At 67.8% G+C, this 19,938-nt stretch carries 16 protein-coding genes; 9 read left to right on the top strand and 7 right to left on the bottom strand.

Annotated features, from left to right (window positions below; genetic code table 11):
- Positions 1 to 48 precede the first annotated feature (48 nt).
- The gene (locus tag ACFFGY_RS00285) at positions 49 to 1,029 is read left to right on the top strand and encodes an aldo/keto reductase (protein ID WP_377042648.1); all 981 of its coding nucleotides are present in this window, start codon (positions 49 to 51) and stop codon (positions 1,027 to 1,029) included.
- A 436-nt stretch (positions 1,030 to 1,465) separates the two neighbouring features.
- Here the strand turns inward: ACFFGY_RS00285 and ACFFGY_RS00280 are convergent, their stop codons facing one another.
- Positions 1,466 to 3,055, bottom strand: coding sequence for an ABC transporter substrate-binding protein (locus ACFFGY_RS00280; RefSeq protein WP_377042337.1), 1,590 nt, complete (start codon positions 3,053 to 3,055; stop codon positions 1,466 to 1,468).
- Between the two features lie 407 nt (positions 3,056 to 3,462).
- On the opposite strand from ACFFGY_RS00280, the gene ACFFGY_RS00275 reads away from it, so the two are divergent.
- Positions 3,463 to 4,746, top strand: a complete 1,284-nt coding sequence (locus tag ACFFGY_RS00275; RefSeq protein WP_377042336.1) for an MFS transporter — start codon at positions 3,463 to 3,465, stop codon at positions 4,744 to 4,746.
- A gap of 286 nt (positions 4,747 to 5,032) precedes the next feature.
- Here the strand turns inward: ACFFGY_RS00275 and ACFFGY_RS00270 are convergent, their stop codons facing one another.
- Entirely contained in the window at positions 5,033 to 6,046 is a 1,014-nt protein-coding gene (locus tag ACFFGY_RS00270; RefSeq protein ID WP_377042335.1) for a hydroxyacid dehydrogenase, read from the bottom strand.
- A 324-nt stretch (positions 6,047 to 6,370) separates the two neighbouring features.
- On the bottom strand, positions 6,371 to 7,051 hold the full coding sequence (locus tag ACFFGY_RS00265; RefSeq protein ID WP_377042334.1) for an RraA family protein: 681 nt from the start codon (positions 7,049 to 7,051) through the stop codon (positions 6,371 to 6,373).
- A 519-nt stretch (positions 7,052 to 7,570) separates the two neighbouring features.
- Between ACFFGY_RS00265 and ACFFGY_RS00260 the strand changes: the two genes are divergently transcribed.
- Positions 7,571 to 8,296 (top strand): IclR family transcriptional regulator, encoded by a 726-nt coding sequence (locus ACFFGY_RS00260; protein WP_377042333.1) that lies wholly within the window; start codon positions 7,571 to 7,573, stop codon positions 8,294 to 8,296.
- Positions 8,297 to 8,441: 145 nt separating this feature from the next.
- Here the strand turns inward: ACFFGY_RS00260 and ACFFGY_RS00255 are convergent, their stop codons facing one another.
- From ACFFGY_RS00255 to ACFFGY_RS00245, 3 genes are read right to left on the bottom strand one after another with little or no spacing between them, the layout of a single operon-like run.
- Positions 8,442 to 9,260, bottom strand: a complete 819-nt coding sequence (locus ACFFGY_RS00255) for a calcium-binding protein (protein ID WP_377042332.1) — start codon at positions 9,258 to 9,260, stop codon at positions 8,442 to 8,444.
- Positions 9,221 to 9,604 carry a DeoR/GlpR family DNA-binding transcription regulator gene (locus ACFFGY_RS00250; protein WP_377042331.1) on the bottom strand — a complete coding sequence of 128 codons (384 nt, stop codon included), beginning with the start codon at positions 9,602 to 9,604 and terminating at the stop codon, positions 9,221 to 9,223. The genes ACFFGY_RS00255 and ACFFGY_RS00250 overlap by 40 nt, the downstream gene beginning before the upstream one ends.
- Position 9,605: 1 nt before the next feature.
- On the bottom strand, positions 9,606 to 9,863 hold the full coding sequence (locus ACFFGY_RS00245) for a hypothetical protein (RefSeq protein ID WP_377042330.1): 258 nt from the start codon (positions 9,861 to 9,863) through the stop codon (positions 9,606 to 9,608).
- A gap of 126 nt (positions 9,864 to 9,989) precedes the next feature.
- Here ACFFGY_RS00245 and ACFFGY_RS00240 point away from each other — a divergent pair, with 126 nt between their 5' ends.
- The 6 genes from ACFFGY_RS00240 to ACFFGY_RS00215 are packed head-to-tail and all read left to right on the top strand — an operon-like array spanning position 9,990 to position 16,176.
- A complete protein-coding gene (locus ACFFGY_RS00240) occupies positions 9,990 to 10,706 on the top strand; it encodes a FadR/GntR family transcriptional regulator (RefSeq protein ID WP_377042329.1) in 717 nt (238 codons plus the stop codon).
- A 12-nt stretch (positions 10,707 to 10,718) separates the two neighbouring features.
- Positions 10,719 to 12,296, top strand: coding sequence for an ABC transporter substrate-binding protein (locus ACFFGY_RS00235; RefSeq protein WP_377042328.1), 1,578 nt, complete (start codon positions 10,719 to 10,721; stop codon positions 12,294 to 12,296).
- A gap of 9 nt (positions 12,297 to 12,305) precedes the next feature.
- A complete protein-coding gene (locus ACFFGY_RS00230; protein ID WP_377042327.1) occupies positions 12,306 to 13,271 on the top strand; it encodes an ABC transporter permease in 966 nt (321 codons plus the stop codon).
- Between the two features lies 1 nt (position 13,272).
- A complete protein-coding gene (locus ACFFGY_RS00225; RefSeq protein WP_377042326.1) occupies positions 13,273 to 14,130 on the top strand; it encodes an ABC transporter permease in 858 nt (285 codons plus the stop codon).
- Positions 14,131 to 14,158: 28 nt separating this feature from the next.
- Complete coding sequence (locus tag ACFFGY_RS00220; protein ID WP_377042325.1) at positions 14,159 to 15,208, top strand: ABC transporter ATP-binding protein; 1,050 nt, start codon at positions 14,159 to 14,161, stop codon at positions 15,206 to 15,208.
- Positions 15,205 to 16,176: an ABC transporter ATP-binding protein gene (locus tag ACFFGY_RS00215; protein ID WP_377042324.1), complete on the top strand. Its 972-nt coding sequence runs from the start codon at positions 15,205 to 15,207 to the stop codon at positions 16,174 to 16,176. Before ACFFGY_RS00220 ends, ACFFGY_RS00215 begins: the two co-directional genes overlap by 4 nt.
- Before the next feature lie 133 nt (positions 16,177 to 16,309).
- Here the strand turns inward: ACFFGY_RS00215 and ACFFGY_RS00210 are convergent, their stop codons facing one another.
- On the bottom strand, positions 16,310 to 19,645 hold the full coding sequence (locus ACFFGY_RS00210; RefSeq protein WP_377042323.1) for a PAS domain S-box protein: 3,336 nt from the start codon (positions 19,643 to 19,645) through the stop codon (positions 16,310 to 16,312).
- Positions 19,646 to 19,938: the final 293 nt, after the last annotated feature.

Raw genomic sequence — 19,938 nt, 5'->3', positions numbered from 1 at the left:
AACCAGGCGTGGCCTATGCCCTTCCTCGCTTCATCAAGGAGCTCCGGTATGGAATTTCGAAAGCTCGGCCGAACCGGTCTCGAGGTGTCCCGCATCTGTCTGGGGTGCATGAGCTACGGCGATGCCTCCCGCGGCGGCCATCCCTGGGCTCTGCCGGAAGATCAATCCCGCCCCTTCATCCGTAAAGCGCTCGATCTCGGCATCAACTTCTTCGACACCGCCAATGTTTATTCCGCCGGATCCAGCGAGGAGATCGTCGGCCGCGCGCTGAAGGACTTTGTTTCACGCGAGGAGATCGTGCTCGCCACCAAGGTGCACGGTCGGATGCGGCCCGGCGCGAACGGCCAGGGCCTGTCGCGCAAGGCGATCCTGCAGGAGATCAATGCCAGCCTGCGCCGGCTCGGCACTGACTACGTGGACCTCTACCAGATCCACCGCTGGGACTATCACACGCCCATCGAGGAAACGATGGAGGCGCTGCATGACGTGGTTCGGGCAGGCAAGGCACGCTACATCGGCGCTTCCTCGATGTACGCCTGGCAGTTCGCCAAGGCACAGGCCGTCGCGGAACGCCATGGCTGGAGCCGCTTCAGCAGCATGCAGAACTACCTCAACCTCCTTTACCGTGAAGAGGAGCGGGAAATGATCCCGCTCTGCCGCGACGAGGGTGTGGGGATCATTCCCTGGAGCCCGCTGGCACGTGGCCGGCTGACGCGCGACTGGGACGAGACCAGCGCCCGTGCCGAGACCGACGCCTTCGGAAAGACCCTCTACGCCAGCACGGGCGAGGCCGACCGCCGCGTCGTGGAACGCGTGGCGGAAATTGCGACCGAGCGTGGCGTTCCACGCGCGCAGGTGGCGCTCGCTTGGGTTCTCGCGAAGCCAGGCATCACCGCGCCGATCGTCGGCGCCACGAAACTGCAGCACTTGGACGACGCCGTATCCGCGCTGGAGATCTCGCTCTCGCCCGAGGAAATCGCCCGGCTGGAGGAACCCTACGTTCCGCACGCCGTGACCGGCTTCAGGTGAGGTGCGGCGGCGGGCTCGCCCGTCACGAGGTGTTCGGTGCCGGGCGCCCGCCCGGCTCGGACTGGATGTCCTGATCCTTCCCGAACAACTCCGCTCGCCTATCCTGCCTCAGGAAGCTGGGGCAGGAACCTGGCAAAGCCCGTGTCCACGAACACCGCCTTCCAAGGCAGAACCGTGCCGTGCTGAGCAAGACGGGAAACGTTCACCCAGGTGGCGCCGTCGCCGCGGCGCTCCCACGACGACGCCTGCATGCTCCATCGGCAAGCGCAGCAGCGGCAAGCTGTCCTCCCGCACTCAGCGCTGAATGAGCGTGGTGTAAGACCTGTCCAACACGGAAACCTGCAGTGAACGACGGGGGGCAACCTGCGCAGGTGCAGCCCTCGTCAGGCATGTGCCCTGTTTCGCCGTGATTGCCAGCCCGACCTTATCCCCGGCGTTACGATGCCAGCCGCTTCACGTTCCAGAACTTCACGAAGCCATCCAGCACGCCGTCGATGTTGCGGCGCCACGCCATGGGCTGGAAGATCTGCCCCGTCGGAATAAAGGTTGCGTCGGACCAGGCCTGCAGCTGGATCTTCTCGGCCAGGGCTTTCTGCGCGCCGGGATCACGCTCTTCCAGCCAAGCGTCGCGCAGGCGCTCTCCTTCGGGACTGTCGGGCCAGCCGTACCATCCCTGCAAGCCATTGCCGCGTGCGACGCTGGTCACCGCCGGGTCCAGGATGTTGAGGCCGGACACCATGGACGGAAACACGCTCCAGCCGCCCTTCGTCACCGCTTCGCGCGAATTGCGGCGCTGGAACAGCGTTCCGCTGTCCACGGCCTGCACCTCCACGTTCAGGCCGATGCGCTGGAACAGGTCGATGCCGACCTGACCAATCGGGGCGCTGATGGGATGGTCCATGGGCAGCATGAAGGCCACCTTGTCGCCCTTGTAGCCCGACGCTTCCACCGCCTTGCGCGCGGCGGCGATGTCCGTCTTGCCGAACAATCCGTCCAGACCCGCCTCGTTGGCCATCGGCGTGCCAGGGCAGAACATGCCGAGCTTAACGTGCCAGGTGTCGGGATCGCTGCTGTAGGCGCGCATGAACTCGGCTTGGTCAACGGCCCCGAGCACGGCCCGGCGCAGCGCGATGTTGTTGAAGGGCGGCTGCATGCAATTGAACCGCAGGATTGGCGTCAGCCCCTGGCGGTCCTTCACCTCGACGCGTAGGTTCGGATCACTCTTCAGCAGGGGCGCCAGGTCGGGTGAAGGCGTTTCCCACCAGTCCACCTCGCCTGCCTGTAGGGCGGTGGAGGCTGCGGAAACATCGGGCATGGTGATCCACTCGACCCGGTCGAAATGCGCCACCTTCGGCCCGGCCGTTCCGGTGGGTGTACCGTCGGGACGCGGCACGTACTCCTCGAAGCGGGCATAGGCGGCGCGGGCACCGGCCAGGTGTTCCCGCTCAAGGAAGCGGAAAGGACCGGAGCCGACCATTTCGCTTACCTGCCGGGCCGGGTCGGCCGTGGCCAGCCGCTCCGGCATCATGGCGCACATGCTGGGAGAGGCTTTCGCGAGCGCTGCCGGCAGCAGCGGGAAAGGCTTGTTGAGGCGGAACACGATCGTCCGGTCATCCTGGGCGGAAAGCTCGTCCGTCGCCGCCATCAGGGCCTGCCCGAAGGAATCGCGCGACGCCCAGCGCCGGATGCTGGCGACGCAGTCGCGGGCCGTGACCGCGGCGCCGTCGTGGAAGCGCAGCCCCTGGCGCAGCGTCAGCAGCCAGCGGCGGCCATCGTCCTCCACCAAGTGGCCCTGCACCATTTGTGGCTGTGGCCGGAACTGGTCGTCCAGCCCGTAGAGCGTGTCGAACACCAAGAAAGCATGATTCCGCGTGGGCGTGGCCGTGGTGGCGACGGGGTCCAGCAGCGAAAGGTCCACGAAGGGCACGAAGCGCAGAACGCTCTGCGATGCCGCGCGAAGGATCGAGGGCGTGGCGAGGGACACGGATGTGGCGGCGATGCCGCCCAGGAACTGGCGACGCAGCATGGATGATCCTCCGGGACGGCCCTGTTGGCGGGCGCTGGTTCTTGCTTCGCCCGAAGTCTGGCACGGCGTGGAGAAGAAGGAAACGACGTTTCACTTTCGGCATGCTCAGCAGTTGCGGCCGGGCTGAACCGAACGCCGCCACCAGCCGCCTGACATCTTCGGATAACGCGTTCAGGCCCGGCAGTGCCGAACGCATCCTTCAGCCGCGATCTCGGTCGGAGGCGAGCATCGGGGTGTGAAGCGGCCGGCACCAGGCCACGCGAGGAGCCGAACCTCGCATTGGAAAAATGGAACGTCGTTTCGTAAATCTTGATCCGGCTGCCCTCTGGTGCTTAAGAAGCTGCCAACAGCAAAGCCTCGGGGGATCTATGTCCGGCGTAGCCGCCACGGGTGACGACAACGAACGAATGACGATGCGCAAGGTAGTGGTCCGGCTCGTGCCGTTCCTCATGCTTTGCTATTTCTTCAACCTTCTCGACCGCTCCAACATCGGTGTCGCCGCGCTGCAGATGCGGCCGCAACTTGGCTTGTCTGCCGCCGCCTACGGCCTCGGCGGCAGCCTGTTCTTCGTCGGCTACTTCCTGTTCGAGGTGCCCAGCAATCTGGCCCTGCAGCGCTTCGGCGCGCGCCGCTGGATCGCGCGGATCATGATTTCCTGGGGCGTGATGTGCACGTTGATGGCGCTGATCCAGGGGCCACTGTCCTTCTACGTGCTGCGCTTCTTGCTCGGGATCGCGGAGGCGGGCTTCTTTCCGGGGATCGTGCTGTTCTCCACCTACTGGTTTCCGCGGCAGTACCAGGCGCGGATCGTGGCCGCCTTCTCCATGTCGGTGCCGCTCGCGAGCTTTATCGGATCTCCCGTTTCCAGCGCCCTGCTGTTGGCGGACGGCTTCCTCGGCCTCCACGGCTGGCAGTGGGTCTTCGTGGCCGAGGGTATTCCCACCATCCTGCTGGGTTTCGCCTGCCTCGTGGTGCTGAAGGACCGGCCTGCCGACGCCGCCTGGCTGACACCGGCGCAGCAGAGCTGGCTGACGCAGCGGCTTGATGCGGAAAAGGCCGGCCGCCGCACCATCGGCCACATGAGCCTGGGGCAGCTGGCGCGTAACCCCACGGTCTGGTGCCTGGCCATCGCCTGCGCTGCCAGTTCCGCCGCCAGCGCCAGCCTGTCGGTCTGGCAGCCGCAGCTGCTCAAGAGCTTCGGCCTGACGAACTTTCAGGCGGGACTGGTGAACTCCATTCCCTACGGCTTCGCCGCGGCGCTCATGATGTTCTGGGGAGCGCACTCGGACCGCACCGGGGAGCGGCGCTGGCACACGGCGCTGCCGCTGCTCGTGATCGCCTCCGGCTTCGTAGGCGTGTTCTTCTCGAACTCCTCCCTGCCGCTCACCGTGGCGCTTCTGAGCTGCGTGCTGGTCAGCTACTCGTCGTTCAAAGGACCGTTCTGGGCCTTCACCTCCCAAACCCTGTCGCCCACCACCGCCGCGGCCGGCATCGCCGGCATCAACGCCGTGTCCAACCTGGCGGGCGGCGGCATGGTATCGCTGGTGGGCGCGATCCAGGATGCGACGGGAAGCTATGGTGCCGCCATGCTGCCCATCGTGGTGCTGGCCCTGGTCGGCGCCAGCCTCGTGCTGGTGATCGGCCGCCGGCGTGGTGAGCCCGCCGCCACCGGCCTGCGCCAGCCCTCCTAACGGTGCCGGAGGCGCCGCCCCCGGCGGTGCCTCCAGCTACTTCCTGACGGTGGCCTCTTCCCCTACCGCAATCCCTTCACCCGTTGAGGCCGTGGAACTCGAACGGGTTCCCACCATTCGGGCGGTGCCGTGCATCAGCCGTTCCCACCAGCCGGCCCCAGGTCCAGCTGGCCGGTATCGCCGCTCAGGCTGAGGGCACCTCCCCGTACCCCCCGCTGTTTCCCCGCGTCCCCCTGGCGCCGGCGGCGCCAGGAGGATGCGCGGGGTACGGCCAGAAGGTCGGCCGTCAGGCCGAAACGAGCCCTGCCGACAGGCCGCCCGGCACCACCACCGCCCCTTCCAGCGCGGGCAGGCGCCCGTTCATCACCGCGATGATGCTTTCCGCCGCGCCGCAGGCCATACCCACCGCGCCGCGCGGGGTGTTGGCCGCCAGGTGCGGCGTGGCGACGACGCGCGGGTGCGAGCGGAAGGGGCTGTTCTCCTCCAGCGGCTCCACCGCGAAGACGTCCACCCCCGCCCAGCTCAGCTGCCCGGCATCCAGCGCGGCGAGCAGCGCATCCTGATTCACGATACCGCCGCGCGCGGTGTGCACCAGGATGGCGCCGCGCGGCAGCAGGGACAGTTCCGCAGCACCGATCAGGTCGCGCGTTTCAGGCTCCAGCGGGCAGTGCAGGGACAGCACTTCGGCCTGGCGCAGGAGTTCGGGCAGGGTTTCCACCCGCTCGGCCGGGCCGGACACGGGACCCGCTGGCAGCAGGGGATCGTAGGCCAGCACGCGCATGCCGAAGCCGGCCGCCATGCGCGCGACCTTGGTGCCGATCGCGCCGTAGCCGACGATGCCCAGCGTCATCCCGTCGATGTCGCGCGTCATGCGCGACGTCTTCTCCCACAGCCCGTCGCGCATGCCGGCGGTGACGGAAGGCAGGTCCTTGAGCATCGTCAGCATCAGCGCCATGGCATGCTCGGCCACCGAGCGGGAATTGGCGCCGGCCGCGCGCGTCACGGTCAGGCCGCGCGCACGGGCAGCGGGCACGTCGATGCCGTCGATGCCGGCGCCATGGCGGGCCACCAGCCGCAGCTCCGGCGCGGCGGCATCCATCACCGTGCCATCGATGCGGCCCTGGCGATGCAGGATGGCCACGGGCCGGTGCTCCCGGATGGCGGCGAGAAGTTCCGCCTCGCCCGGGTAGCCGCTGGTGCAGCGCACGGCGTAGCCCGCCTCCTCCAGCATCGCCACGGCCTCAGGGGCCAGCCTGGCGGCTGATACAAGGACGTTGGGGCGCGAGTTGGCGTCGGACATGGGGATGAACCTTCCGGAACGGGATCGAGGAAGAGAAAACGGAAGGGGGCTAACCCCTCCAGGTCAGCGCGAACGGGGCACCCGCGAAAACCGTGCGGTGTTCGGCGTCATGAAAAGGGGGAGCGTCACACCACGATAATCGCAGCGGCCGAAACTTCGGCCTGGGAACCGCAGCCAGCCAGCCGGAGGATGTCCCGTCCCCGGAACGCCGCAGGCGATACGCCGCGCCCTGATCGGGCGCGGCAGGGCGGATGGGACACAGGATGGCGGTGAGCGGGAGCATGGCCACTCGTCCCCGACGCTGCCCCGCGCGGGAGGGTGGTTTTAGTCGAGCCCCTCGCAGCCCAGGCGGCGCAGCGCGGCATCCACCCAAGCGGTGTCGTTGGTGCCCGCCGCGATGGCGACAACCTGCTTCTCCTCCGCCGCGTGCTTGGCGCTCGCGGCGGCATGGATTGCTTCCGCCTCGTCGATGGGCACGCAGAGCAGACCGTCGTCGTCACCCAGCACGAGGTCACCCGGCATGATCACCATGCCGTCGATGGCGACCGGTACGTTGATCTCACCCGGCCCGTCCTTGTAGGGGCCGCGATGGGTGACCCCAGCCGCGAAGACCGGGAAGTCCTGCGCGCCGATCGCGGCGCTGTCGCGGATCGCACCGTTGATGACGATGCCGCCGAGACCGCGCTTGACCATCTGCGCCAGCATCAGCTCGCCGATCAGGGCATTGGTCAGGTCCCCGCCGGCGTCCACCACGATCACGTCGCCCGGCTGCGCCAGGCCGATGGCCTTGTGGATCATCAGGTTGTCACCCGGGCGCGTCTTCACCGTTAGCGCGGCGCCGGCAAGCACCACGCCGGCACGATGCATCGGCCGCAGCCGCGCGCCGCCAGCAGTCATGCGCGACATCACGTCACTGACGTTGGCGACGGGAAGGTCGCGAAACCGCGCCACCAGGGCAGCGTCGACCTGCCGGGCACGTGGATGGATGCGAAAACCGATTGTCATAAGCCCTTCCTCCTCCGGAACGCGGCGCCATTGCGCGCCATTTCGTTGACACTGTCACGCCCCGGGTGCCAGATCACGCCAAAAAACGCAACGACGTTTCGAACTCAACGGACAGGGAAGTGGAATCACGGGTGAGCCGTCAACCTCCCGCCCGGATTGCCCGCCGCCCTGTGCGCATCATCGTGCCCGGGGCCCGGGCGGGGCCGTGGACACCATGGCACGTCGCATCGCCCAGAAGCTGAGCGACAGCCTGGGCCAGAGCTTCGTGGTGGAAAACAAGTCCGGCGCTCTTCACTCCGTGCAGAGCCGTTGGCGTGCGTCGCCTCCTGTGCCGGGTGGTCCACCACCAACCTTGCTTTCCAAACCGACGGAGGGCGTGATCTCTTTATCGTCGAGTCCGAAGCCGGGAGTATTTTGAGGGCAACCCTGGAAACACCAGGTCTTACCCTCTACTCCCACGCGGAGTGACGAGCACGGATCGTCCGATGGACGCGTTTTGCAGGGAGGTAAACAGGTCCAGTGGGTGTTCTGGCAGCCCAGACATCATCAGGCTCTTCGCTGGAGGGCGTTGCCTCGGCAGGCAGAGCCCTGATCCTCCTCTCGGCTTTCCGCAAAGGCGACGAAGCCGTGAGTCTGGCTGAACTGACGGCCAGAACAGGGCTCGTGAAGACCACGATCATGCGGCTCGGCATCTCGCTAGAGGAGCATGGCTACCTCATCCGTGGAGCGGATGGTTCCTATCGCCTCGGTGCGGAACTGTTCCGGCTCGGCTCGATCTATCAGCAGGCTTTCCGGGCCGAGGCCTTTGTCATGCCCGCGCTGGAGAAGCTGGTCGCCGAGACCGGTGAAAGCGCCTCCTTCTATGTTTGCAGCGACGAGCAAAGGCTTTGCCTTTACCGCGTCGATTCTCCCCATCGCCTGAGGCTGCATGTCCGTCAGGGAGACAAGCTTCCGATGGACAGTTCTGCCATAGCCCAGGTCCTGCGGATCTTCGGAACACCCGGCCAGTCGGCCCCGAAGGCGGCGACCAAGGTTCCGATCTACACTGGCGGGGAGCGAGATCCTCATGTCGCCGGCATGGCGACGCCCGTTTTCGGGCCCGGAGAGGGTTTCGCGGGTGCGCTATGCCTGACGGGCCCGGTCACGCGCTTCACCCGGGAAGCGGCAAAACGAGCCAGCCCGATCCTGGTGAACGTCGCGGCTGATCTGACCCGTTCCCTCGGTGGCGTGCTTCCGTCGAGATGATGTTGAAATCGGAGCGGGCCTAGGCGGCGCCCGCTCCGGCAAGCTCGTGTCCGGCCGGAGCGGGGTGTGCTGCACAGCACAACCACCGCCCCGAAGCCCTCGAGAAACTGAGAACACCCCTGCCTCCTTCCCGGGGACCGCCCGGTCAGGCCATCAGGGCGTTCGGGTCGGAAACATCGGACACCCAGAGGAGCCGGACAGCGCCGCCTGCGAAAAGGAGCGCGCCGTCCTGGGTGTCATCGAAATCGACGTCCATCCGCACACCCAAGTAGTTGCGGATGCCTTCCAGGCTGAGGTGATCAACCCCCACCTCAAAATCGGTGATCGTGTCGATCCCCGCCAGGAGCCCTCCTTCGATAACGAAGAGGTCGGCGCCCGGCCCGCCGGTCAGGCGGTCGTTGCCCAGGCCACCGTGAAGGACGTCGTTGCCGTCACCGCTGTCGAGGATGTCATCGCCTGGCTCACCGTAACGGGTGCCGATCCCCTTTCCACCGAACAGCCGTTCGTCGCCGAGCCCGCCCCAGAGCTGATCGGCGCCGTCGAGGCCGGAGATGGTGTTGTTACCGAGCCCGCCGCGGATGATGTCCTCGCCCGCGTTGCCGGCGATCGCATCGGACCAGATCGTCACGGTGACCGGGGCGTTGTTGGCACCCCCGGCCACCGTGACCGTCACCCGGGCGGTCGAGGTCGCGCCGGCGCTGTCGGCCATGGTGTAGGAGAAGCTTTCCTGCACCGTGGCGCCCGGCCTCACCAGGTCGAACTCGTCGGCGTCGGCGGAACAGGCCAGGGTCTTCGTCGCCGCGTTGAAGGTGACCGTGCCCTTCAGGCTGGTCGTGTCCACCGAAACGATCGCGCGGGTGTCGCCGGCGTCGGCGTCCGTGTCGTTGCCGAGCAGCGCCGCCCACAGGTTGGGGAAGCCAAGGATCAGGGGGAAGCCGGATCGCCCGGCAGGAGAGGCGGGCACGGCACGATCGCCGTGTCCGATTGCGCCAGCCGGTCGCGTATCGCCGGTGGCAGCTCCGCGTCGCAGAAGACGGCGGAAACATCCTCGATCCCCCCGCCGCGCACATGCGCGGGGCGGCCGAACTTGGAAGCATCGAGCACCAGGAAGGAGCGGCGAGCGTGCCGCATCATCACCTCGCGGATGCGCACCTCCTCGCGCGAGTAGTCCAGCAGCGATCCGTCCGCATCCACGCCGCCGACGCCGAACACGGCGGTGTCCACGCGGTAGGCGGTGAACAGTTCCTCCCCCGCCGGGCCGCAGACGTCGAGGTCCCGGGTGCGGACGGTGCCGCCCGCGATCGCCACCTCAAACTCCGATTTCTGCGCGGCGGCCAGGGCCAGCGGCAGATTGAGCTTCGGAGCGCAGCAGGCGGGCGCATTCGGCGGGCTCCATCGCCCGTAGTGGGAAGCGCGCGGCGTGTCCCGGGCCGATGCAGAACAGCGCGTTGACCGTCCCTGCCACGGCGACCGGCGTGATCTTCTCGTCGCGGAACTGCGGAAACTGTTCGTGGATGAGGCGTCGGGCGACGGCGATGTCGATGGGCAGCTGGTCACTGTGCATCATCGGTTGTCGTCCTCACAGCGGCCAGCCGCTCCGACAGCCGCCGTTCTCCCGGTCCCTGGCGGTGATACTTCCCCTCGCAGCACGTTTTCAGTTGCTAGATATCTGACAGCTAAATATCTATATGATATGTCATCTCGGCCGAAGCCGCTCGACAGGCCCAGGCTCCTGCACATCACCGTCCAGGAAAGCCTGAAGGCCTTTATCACCGACAATCGCCTCGCAGCGGGCGATCCGCTGCCGCCCGAAGGCGCGTTGGCGCGGGCGCTGCAGGTCAGCCGCTCCTCTGTTCGGGAAGCGGTCCGCGCCCTGGAATCGTTGGGCATCATCGAATCCCGTCGCGGGGTGGGCGTGTTCGTCAGCGCCTTCTCGTTCGCCCCGCTGCTCGACAACCTTGCTTTCGGTCTGCGGGACTCCCTGTGTGAGCTGAAGGAATTGCTGGAGATCCGCCGCGCGTTGGAGGTCGCCACGATTGGCGACGCCATGCGCGCCATGTCGGTGGACGACAAGGCGGAGCTCCGCCGCATCGTCGACGCCATGCATGACCGTGCCGAGCACGCCGAAGACTTCGCGGCGGAGGATCAGGAATTTCATCGCGTGCTGTTCCGCAGCGGCGGCAACGTCACGCTGGGACGATTGCTCGACGTCTTCTGGGTGGCCTTCGCCAGGGCCTCGGCCGACCTGAAGCTGCACAACACCGCTCCGCTCGCAACCTGGCAGGACCACAAGGCCATCGCGGAGGCCGTGACGGCTGGCGAGGTGGAGACCGCCCGCATACGCCTGCACGAGCACTACGAAAGCATCCTGACGTTAATCGCCGAAAGAATGGCGCGACGCACAAGCTAGGGAGGGGCTGCCATGAAGCGCAGAAACGTCCTGCTGGGCCTGGGCGCCCTGGGAAGCTTGCCGGGTGTCGGACGCGCCCGGGCGCAAGCAACGGCCAAAACAATCTCGGGCGGTTTCGATGTCGGACCGGGCGGCCTGCCCGGCAACTTCAACCCGCTCGCGGCGACCGCCGGCTTCACCTGGTTCTCGCTCTACCTCGAGCCGCTGATCACCTACGACGAGACGCTGTCCAAGGTGGTGGGCGCGCTGGCCGAGCGGTGGGAGGTAGGGACGGAACTGACCAGCTATACCTTCCACCTCGCGGAGGCGAAGTGGCATGACGGCCAACCGTTCACCTCTGCCGACGTGGCCTTCACCCTGGGGCTGGCGCGCAACGGCGCTTCCGGTTCGGTCTTCGCGGGGCGCTTGTCCACCGTGGACAGGGTCGAGACGCCCGACGCGCGCACCGTGATCATCCGTCTGTCGCGGCCGAACGCCTCCATGACCGACACGCTGAGCCGGCTGATGATCCTGCCGCAGCACGCCCTGTCCGCCGTGCCCGTGGCGGAGTTGCCGCGCAATAGCTGGTGGTCCACCTCACCGGTCGGCACCGGCCCTTTCCGCTTTTCCCGCTACGTCAGCGGCCAGTACGTGGAACTGCTGGCCAATCCGGACTACCGCGGCGGCGCACCGCGCGTGGGGCGCGTGGTGAACCGTTACTTCGAGAACACCGCCGGCGCCGTGGCCGCGCTGCGTTCGGGCGAGATCCAGTTCAGCTACGTGGAAGCGGACGACCTGCCCAACTTCAAGGGCGACAACCGGTTCCGGATCATCGAAGGCAGTTCCTACGTGGTGAACTACCTCGGCTTCAACGCCGAAGTGCCGTTGTGGAAGGATCTGCGGGTCCGCCAGGCAGTCATGCACGCGATTGACCGCGCAGCCATCGTGACATCGCTGTACGGCGGTGCTGCGACGGTGGCGAACTGCGCCTATGTTGCGCCGCAGCTCGTACCCTCCGGGCTCGACACCTACGGCTACGACCCCGACAAGGCGCAGGCCCTGCTGCGCGCCGCCGGGTGGAACAGGATCAACGGCGACAAGCCGGTCACGGTCCTGACCTACTACACCAACGCGCTGGCAGCCAACGTGCTCGCCGCGATCCAGTCCATGCTGGCACAGGTCGGGATCAACGTGGTCCCGCGCGCCGTCGACGTGCCGACCTACAACAGCATCGTCTACGCCACCGGTAAAACCGATCCATCGCAGTTCCCGCTGATCTATGCCGGACTGCAGGACGGACCCGATCCCAGCAACATCAACGTCGGTCTCAACACGTCGGAGATCCCGCCGGCCGGTGCGAATGTCCTGCGCATCGACATGCCGCCGCTCACCGAGGCCCTGAACGCGGCCCTGGCCGAAATCGATCCGGCGCGGCGCACCGACCGCTACCGCGACGTGTGCCGCACGATGAACGCCAACCTGCCCTGGGGCACGCTGTGGGTGGCCAATCGCTACGGCGTCGCCTCCACGCGGCTGAAGGATTTCGTGTGGACCCCGGCACCGGGCGGCGGCCCCTACCAGGCGCGCCCGGAACGCTGGGACATCGCCTAGAGCCGCCCCGTGCGGACGCTCCGCTACGCGCTGCGGCGGCTGCTGGTGGGTGCCCTCATGCTGCTGGCGCTCAGCATGGTGGTGTTCGTGCTGCTGCGGCTGACGCCGGGTGACCCGGTGGACGCCTACGTCAATCCTTCCTCGCCGCTGTCGCCGCAGGACCTGCTCAACCTCCGTGCCAGCCTCGGTCTCGACCGACCCCTGCCGGTGCAATACCTGATCTGGCTGCGCGAGGCGCTGCAGGGCGACCTCGGCTACGCGTCCAGCGGCAATGGCGACCCCGTGCTGCCGCTCGTGCTGTCGCGGGTCGGGCCGACGCTGCTGCTGATGGCCGTGGGGTTGAGCATCGCCGTCCTGGCGGGGATGAGCGCGGGCGTCCTGGGGGCCGTGCGCCGCAACGGTGCCGCCGACCTGTCGCTCTCGGTGCTGGCGCTGGCCGGCATCTCCGCCCCGTCCTTCCTGCTGGCGCTGATCGGCCTCTACGTCTTCGCGGTCCGGCTCGGCTGGGCACCGTCCGGCGGCATGGAAACGCCGGGCGAGCCCTTTTCGCTACCCGATCTGCTGCGGCACCTGATCCTGCCGGCCTGCCTCCTGTCGATCGGCCACGGCGCGCTGGTGATGCGCTACACCCGCGGTGCGATGCTGGAGGTGCTGGACGCCGACTACGTCCGCACCGCCCGCGCCAAGGGCGTACGCGAGGTCGCGGTGATCGGCCTGCACGCCCTGCGCAACGCGCTGCTGCCGGTCGTGACGCTGATCGGCTCAACCATCGGCCTCGCGGTCGGCGGCGCAGTGTTTATCGAGAGCGTGTTCAACTGGCCCGGCATGGGCCTGCTGCTGGTCACCGCGGTCCGCGCGCGGGACTACCCGGTGATCATGGGCGCGACGCTGGTGGTCGGCGCCTGCGTCCTGCTCGCCAATATCCTGACCGACCTGATCTACGTCGTGATCGATCCCCGCATCGAGGTGGCCTGAGATGGTGGCTCGGAGCCCCCTCGCCCGCGCGGGGGCACGCTTCCTGCGGAACCGGACCGCGCTGGCCGGCGTCGCTCTCCTGGTGCCGGCGCTGCTGCTGATCGGGACCTATGACTGGTGGCTCCGGTGGGGTCCCAACAACATCGACCTGCTGGCCCGCAATGCGCCGCCCTCGGCCCAGCACTGGCTGGGAACGGACGGCGTCGGGCGCGACGTGCTGGCGCGCACCCTGCAGGGCGGCCGGACGTCGTTCGCGGTCGCCTCCGGCTCGGTCCTGTTGTCGGTGGCGGCCGGGTTCCTGGTCGGCGCGCTGGCGGCCTTCGGTGGACGCGGGGCGGATGCGGTGGCCATGCGCTCGGTGGACCTTGCCATGACGCTGCCCCCGGTGATCGTGCTGCTGGTGCTGGCCTCCATCACCGGGCCGGGCCTGTGGCCGACGGTGGCGGTGATCGCGCTGCTGTCCTGGCCCGTGCTGGCGCGCATGATCCGTGCCCGGCTCTTGGAAGTGCGCGAGCGCGACTTCGTTCAGGCCGCGCGCGGCATGGGCGCCGGGCTGCCGCACCTGCTGCTGCGGCACGGGCTGCCGAACACGATCGACATCCTGGTGGTCTACGTCACGCTCCAGTTCGCCAACGCCATCCTGCTCGAGGCCGGGCTGTCGTTCCTGGGCCTGGGCATCCCGCCGCCTGCCGCGAGCTGGGGCAACATGATGACCGCGGCGCAGAGCACCGTCGTGCTGGAACAATTCGCTTGGCAATGGATGACGCCGGGCGCCGCGCTGCTGTTGACGGTGCTGGCCATCAACTTCGTCGGCGACGGGCTGCGCGATGCCTTCGATCCCCGCACCGGCCTGCAGTAGCGCCGCTCACGGTAGCGGAGAACACCACATGCCCAGGCTCCAGGGGGTCGTTCCGCCCGTCGTGACTTCGGAGCCTGTCCTGTCCGTCAGCGGCCTGCGGGCGGAATTCACCGCGGGTGGAAACACGGTGACCGCCGTGAGCGACGTCGACCTCGTGATCCCGGCCGGCGAAACACTGGCGCTGGTGGGCGAGTCCGGATCGGGTAAGTCGGTCACCAGCCTGTCGCTGCTGCGCCTGCTGCCACGCGGCGTCGGGCGGGTCGCTGCGGGCCGGATCCGCTTCGCACCGCCAGGCGAGACGCCGATGGACCTGGCGGCGCTCGATGCGGAGGCGCTGCGGCAGGTGCGCGGCCGTCGGATCGGCGTCGTCTTTCAGGAGCCGATGACCAGCCTGAACCCGGTCTTCACCGTCGGCCAGCAGGTGGGCGAGCCGCTCCGTGTGCATCAGGGCGCCTCACGGGACACGGCCTTCAGAAGCGCGGTGCGGCTGCTGGATCGGGTCGGCATTCCCGACGCCCCCCGCCGTGCCCGACAATACCCGCACGAGCTGTCTGGCGGCATGCGCCAGCGCGTCACCATCGCCATGGCTCTCGCCTGCGATCCGGCCCTGCTGATCGCCGACGAGCCCACGACGGCGCTCGACGTGACGATCCAGGCGCAAATCCTTGACCTGCTCGGCCGCCAGCAGCGGGAACGTGGCATGGCCATGCTGTTCGTCACCCACAACCTGGGCGTGGTCGCCACCATCGCTGATCGGGTGGCGGTGATGTATGCCGGGCGCGTCGTGGAGGACGGCAGCGTGGCGGAGGTGTTTCGCGCCCCGCGTCACCCTTACACGGCCGGCCTGATGCGATCCATGCCGCAACTGGGCAAGGCAACCGCGCTGCGCCGTGCCGGGCAGTTCCTGCCCTCCATTCCCGGCACGGTTCCCTCACTGACCCGCATGCCGCCTGGCTGCGCCTTCGCCCCGCGCTGCCCCATGGCGGCACCAGCCTGCGACGCGCTCATGCCCGCGCTGGAGATCGTGGCGCCTGGCCATCACAGCCGCTGCCTGCGCTGGAGAGAGATGCCGTCGTGATCCCCGTGCTTTCCGTCCGAGATCTCGGCAAGTCCTACCCCCTCCGCGCCGCGCGTGGTGGGATGCTGTGCATCCTCGAGGGCATCTCCTTCGACATCGCGCGGGGCGAGGTGGTCGGCCTGGTGGGTGAGTCGGGCAGCGGCAAGACCACCATCGGGCGCTGCGTTCTGCGGCTGGTGGAGCCCAGCGCTGGAAGCATCAGGCTGGAGGGGCAGGACATCACCACCCTGGGCCGTCGCGCGCTCAGGGCCCTGCGGCCGCGCATGCAGTACGTGTTCCAGGACCCGAGCGCGAGCCTGTCGCCCCGCATGACCGTGGGCGAGATCCTCACGGAGGGGCTGCACATCCAACGCATCGGCCCGGCGCGCGAACGGCGGCAGCGGGCCTTGCGGGCGCTGGAGCAGGTGGAACTGCCAGTCGACGCGCTGTTCCGCTATCCGCATGAATTCTCGGGCGGACAACGCCAGCGGATCGGCATCGCCCGTGCGCTCGCGCTGGAGCCGACGTTGCTGGTGGCGGACGAGCCGGTTTCGGCACTCGACGTTTCGGTTCAGGCGCAGGTCATCAACTTGCTGCGCGGGCTGCAGCAACGGCTGGGCCTCACGATGCTGTTCATTTCCCACGACCTCGCGGTGGTGGAGTACCTGTGCGACAGGGTGATCGTACTCTACCTCGGCCGGGTGATGGAGATGGCGCCGAGCGAGGCGCTCTATGCCGCTCCCCGGCACCCCTATACCCAGGCGCTGCTGGCCGCGGTGCCGGACACCGATCCGCTGCGCCGCCGTGCCGGCGCGCCCCTGACGGGCGACATTCCCAGCGTTGCCAACCCGCCTTCCGGCTGCGTGTTCCGCACGCGCTGCCCGCACGCACTGCCCGCCTGCGCCGCGAGCGTGCCGGCACTCCGCGAGGTCGCACCGAGTCATCTGAAAGCCTGCCTGCGCGACGACATCCCCGTGGGGGTTCCATGACGGCGATCGTTCCCGGGAGTGCGCAGCATCCCGAGGCACCGGGGAATATCGCGTGCCTGCCTGCGACGCAGAAAACAGGCGCGCGAGCGTCGTGCAAGTCATCCCATGGCGCTGACCCGCGCAGATCGTCAGGTCACGACAAGGCTCGCCCCGTGATCAGCTCCTTGATCCGGCTCGCGAGAACCTCCATCGCGAAGGGCTTGGTCATGACGTGCATGCCGGGCTCGAGGTGCCCGTCACCAACCACCGCGTTCTCGGCGTAGCCGGTGATGAACAGCACCTTAAGGTCGGGACGGTTGAGCCTGGCCGCGTCGGCCATCTGCCGGCCGTTCATGCCGCCGGGCAGACCCACATCGGTCACCAAGAGATCGATACGGGCATCGGACTGCAGCACCTTCAACCCGGACGGGCCATCGGCCGCCTCGATGGCCGCGTAGCCCAGATCCTCGAGTACCTCGGTCACCAGCATGCGAACGGTCGGCTCATCATCCACAACCAGCACCGTTTCGCCAGCCCCTGCGCGGGGCGCATCGGCCAGGTCCGGCTGGACGTCGGGTCCGGCGGCATCGCCGTAGTGCCGCGGCAGGTAGAGGCACATGGTCGTCCCTTGCCCCACCTCGGAATAGATCCGCACCTGTCCACCTGACTGCCGCACGAAGCCGTAGATCATGGACAGGCCGAGACCGGTGCCCTGACCGATCGGCTTGGTGGTGAAGAACGGGTCGAAGGCCTTGGCGATCACGTCCGGCGTCATGCCCGTCCCCGTGTCCGTCACGCAAAGGGAGATGTACTGGCCAGGCGGCAGGTCACGCTCGCCAGCCGCGTGCCGGTCCAGCCACTTGTTCGCGGTTTCAACCGTGATCCTCCCGCCCGCGGGCATGGCATCCCGGGCGTTGATGCACAGGTTGAGCAGGGCGTTTTCCAGCTGCGGCGCATCCACCAGCGTCGGCCAGAGGCCACCGGCCTCCACCACCTCGACCTCAATTTCCGGCCCGACGGTGCGCCGGATCAGGTCGGCCATGCCCGCCACGAGCCCGTTCACGTCCGTTGGCCTGGGATCCAGCGTTTGCCGGCGCGAGAAGGCCAGCAGCCGGTGCGTCAGGGCCGCTGCGCGCTTGGCCGCACCCTGGGCGGCGTTGACATAGCGGTCCACGTCCTTCAGCCGGCCCTGGGCCACGCGGGTGCCCAGCAGCTCCAGGCTGCCGGTGATCCCGGTGAGCAGGTTGTTGAAGTCGTGCGCCAGCCCGCCGGTGAGCTGGCCGACCGCCTCCATCTTCTGGCTCTGGCGCAGCTGCTCCTCGATACGCATCAGCTCGGCGGTACGTTCGGCGACGCGCTGTTCCAGCGTCTCGTTCAGCGCACGCAGCGCCGCGGCGGCGCGGTCACGCTCCGCTTCGATGGTCCGCCGCTCCTCCACGTCGAGCAGCACGCCGGGAAAGCTCAGCGGCGTTCCGTCCGCGGCGTGATCGACACGGCCGTTGGCCTCGATCCAGTAGTACTCCCCGTCCTCGCGCCGTACCCGGTACTGGTGTGCGTAGGAGCCGCCGCGGGCGATCGCCTCGTTGATGGCGACGGCAAGCCCTGCCTTGTCGTCCGGATGAACGCCGGCAATCACCTGCTCGAGGCTGAGGCCGGCACGTCCGAGCGCCGGATCAAGGCCGAAGGCACGGGCAAAGCCCTCGTCCACCGTGAAACGGTCCGTAGGCAGGTCCCAGTTCCACGTACCAATGATCGCGCCGGCCGCGAGGGCCAGCTGCACGCGCTCGGCATGCAGCTTCAGCGTGGCCTCGATCTCCCGCGCATCGGTCACGTCGCGCGTCGTGCCGGCGACGGCTTCAACCTCACCGCTCTCGCCGATCACCGGAACCAGGATGTATTCGTAGATGCGCCGCCCGAAGGCGCCCGCGAAAGGGACCTCGCCGCGCACCGGCTGCTTGGTGGCGATCACCTGCTCGATCTCGCGGTCGTGCATGGCCGCGTGCCAGTCCGGATAACCCAGTTCCAGGCAGTTCCGGCCGATCGCCTCGTCCCAGGTCCTTCCCCACATCCGGAGCAGAACATTGTTCGCGTACACGAAGCGATGATCGAGACCCCAGACATAGGCCAGGTCGGGAGTGTTGCTCAGGATGGCTTCATAAAGACGACGCTGAAGTTCCGCCTTGGCTTGGCTCGCGCTCAGCGCCGCCTCAGCCTGCCGGCGCTCGCTGATGTCGAGCATGGCACCGATCATGCGGGCAGCCCGGCCGTCACGATCCCGGATGACATAGCCACGGTCCAGAACGTCGGCATAGCTGCCATCGGCCCGCATGAAGCGGTACTCGTCGATCCAGCTCGTTCCCGCGCCGTCGATCACGGCGTGAATACTGCGATCCACCCGCTCCCGATCCTCCGGATGGACCGCCGAGAGCCACCACTCTCCCGTCGGAGCCACCAGATCGGGCGTCCAGCCATAGGCGCCCCGCAACGCATCGTTCCACTGGATGAGGTTGGTTCGAAGATCCCAGTCCCAGACCGCATCGTTCGTCGCCCGCGACGCGAGCCTGTAGCGTTCGTTGAGGGCGGCCTGAGTTTCCCCGGCCTGATGCTGCTCCGTGCGGTCACGCATCACCTTCACGTAGCCGACATGCACGCCGTCCTCGTTCAGGAGCTGCATCATCTCGCCACTGCCCCAGAAGCGAGAACCATCCTTGCGCTCGTGCCAGCGCTCGTTGAGCGACCGCCGGTTCCGGAAAGTCCGTTCCCGTTCAGCCTCCGGCGCGTGCTGCTGCCGGTCTTCCGGCGTGAAGATCAGGTCGGCGGACTGCCCGACCATCTCCGCCTCGGTCCAGCCCGTCAGGTTGACGGCGCCTGGGTTCCAGCCAAGCACCTTCCCCTGCAGGTCGGTGCTGATGATGGCGAAGTCGGTCACGCTGAGCAGCGTCTGGCGCTGGAGCGCCTCCATGCGGGCCTGCTGCGCAATGGCCCGGCGTAGCTCCAGCTGTCCCATGACCTGGCGGGCCAGGGCCTTGAGCACGAAACTCTGCTGCGGGGTCAGCCCCTCGGGGCGGGGCTTCGCGTCGAGCACGCAAAGCGTTCCCAGGGGCAGGCCCTCAGGGGTGCGCAGTGGTTCCCCCGCGTAGAACCGCAGGGTCGGTCCGGACGTCACCAGTGGATTGCAGTTGAAGCGGGTGTCCTTCAGGAGATCCGGGATCACCAGCTTGTCAGGCTGCAGCATCACCTGGGCGCAGATGGAGTTGTCGAGCGGCATCTCGCGAACGCCCAGGCCCGTTTCCGCCTTGAACCACTGCCGGTGAGCCGCGATCAGGTTCACGGCCGCCATCGGTGCATCCAGCAGCTCCGCAGCCAGGCGAACGAGATCGTCGAACTCCTGCTCGGGAGGCGTATCGAGGATGGCGTAGCGTTCGAGAGCGGTGAGACGCTCGGCTTCCGTCCAGGAGCGCTCCGTGTCCTGCACGCTCACGAGGAACACGCTTGCCCGGCGATCAGGCCTTCTGAGCGGCTGCTCCGCCCGGCGGACCAGGGCGGATCAGCCAGCAGCTGCGAAGCAGCTTCGATGACCTCGCCGGCGATCTGATAACGCCCGAATGCCACCGGCGCATCGACAAGGCCACAGGGTCTCAGAACTCGGAGGGCGGTCGAGAGATCACTGGATGGCATGGGACCAACCTAGCAGGCGGCACCCGGACATGAAATGTCACACCGCGTCGGAAGGTCCGCGGGTGCGGCAAAGGGGGCATCAAGAAGGAGGTAGGAAGTATTCCC

Origin of the sequence: Roseomonas elaeocarpi (assembly GCF_042433915.1) — a bacterium.
Lineage (GTDB): Bacteria > Pseudomonadota > Alphaproteobacteria > Acetobacterales > Acetobacteraceae > Roseomonas > Roseomonas elaeocarpi.
This window is presented reverse-complemented; position numbering and strand designations above follow the sequence as displayed.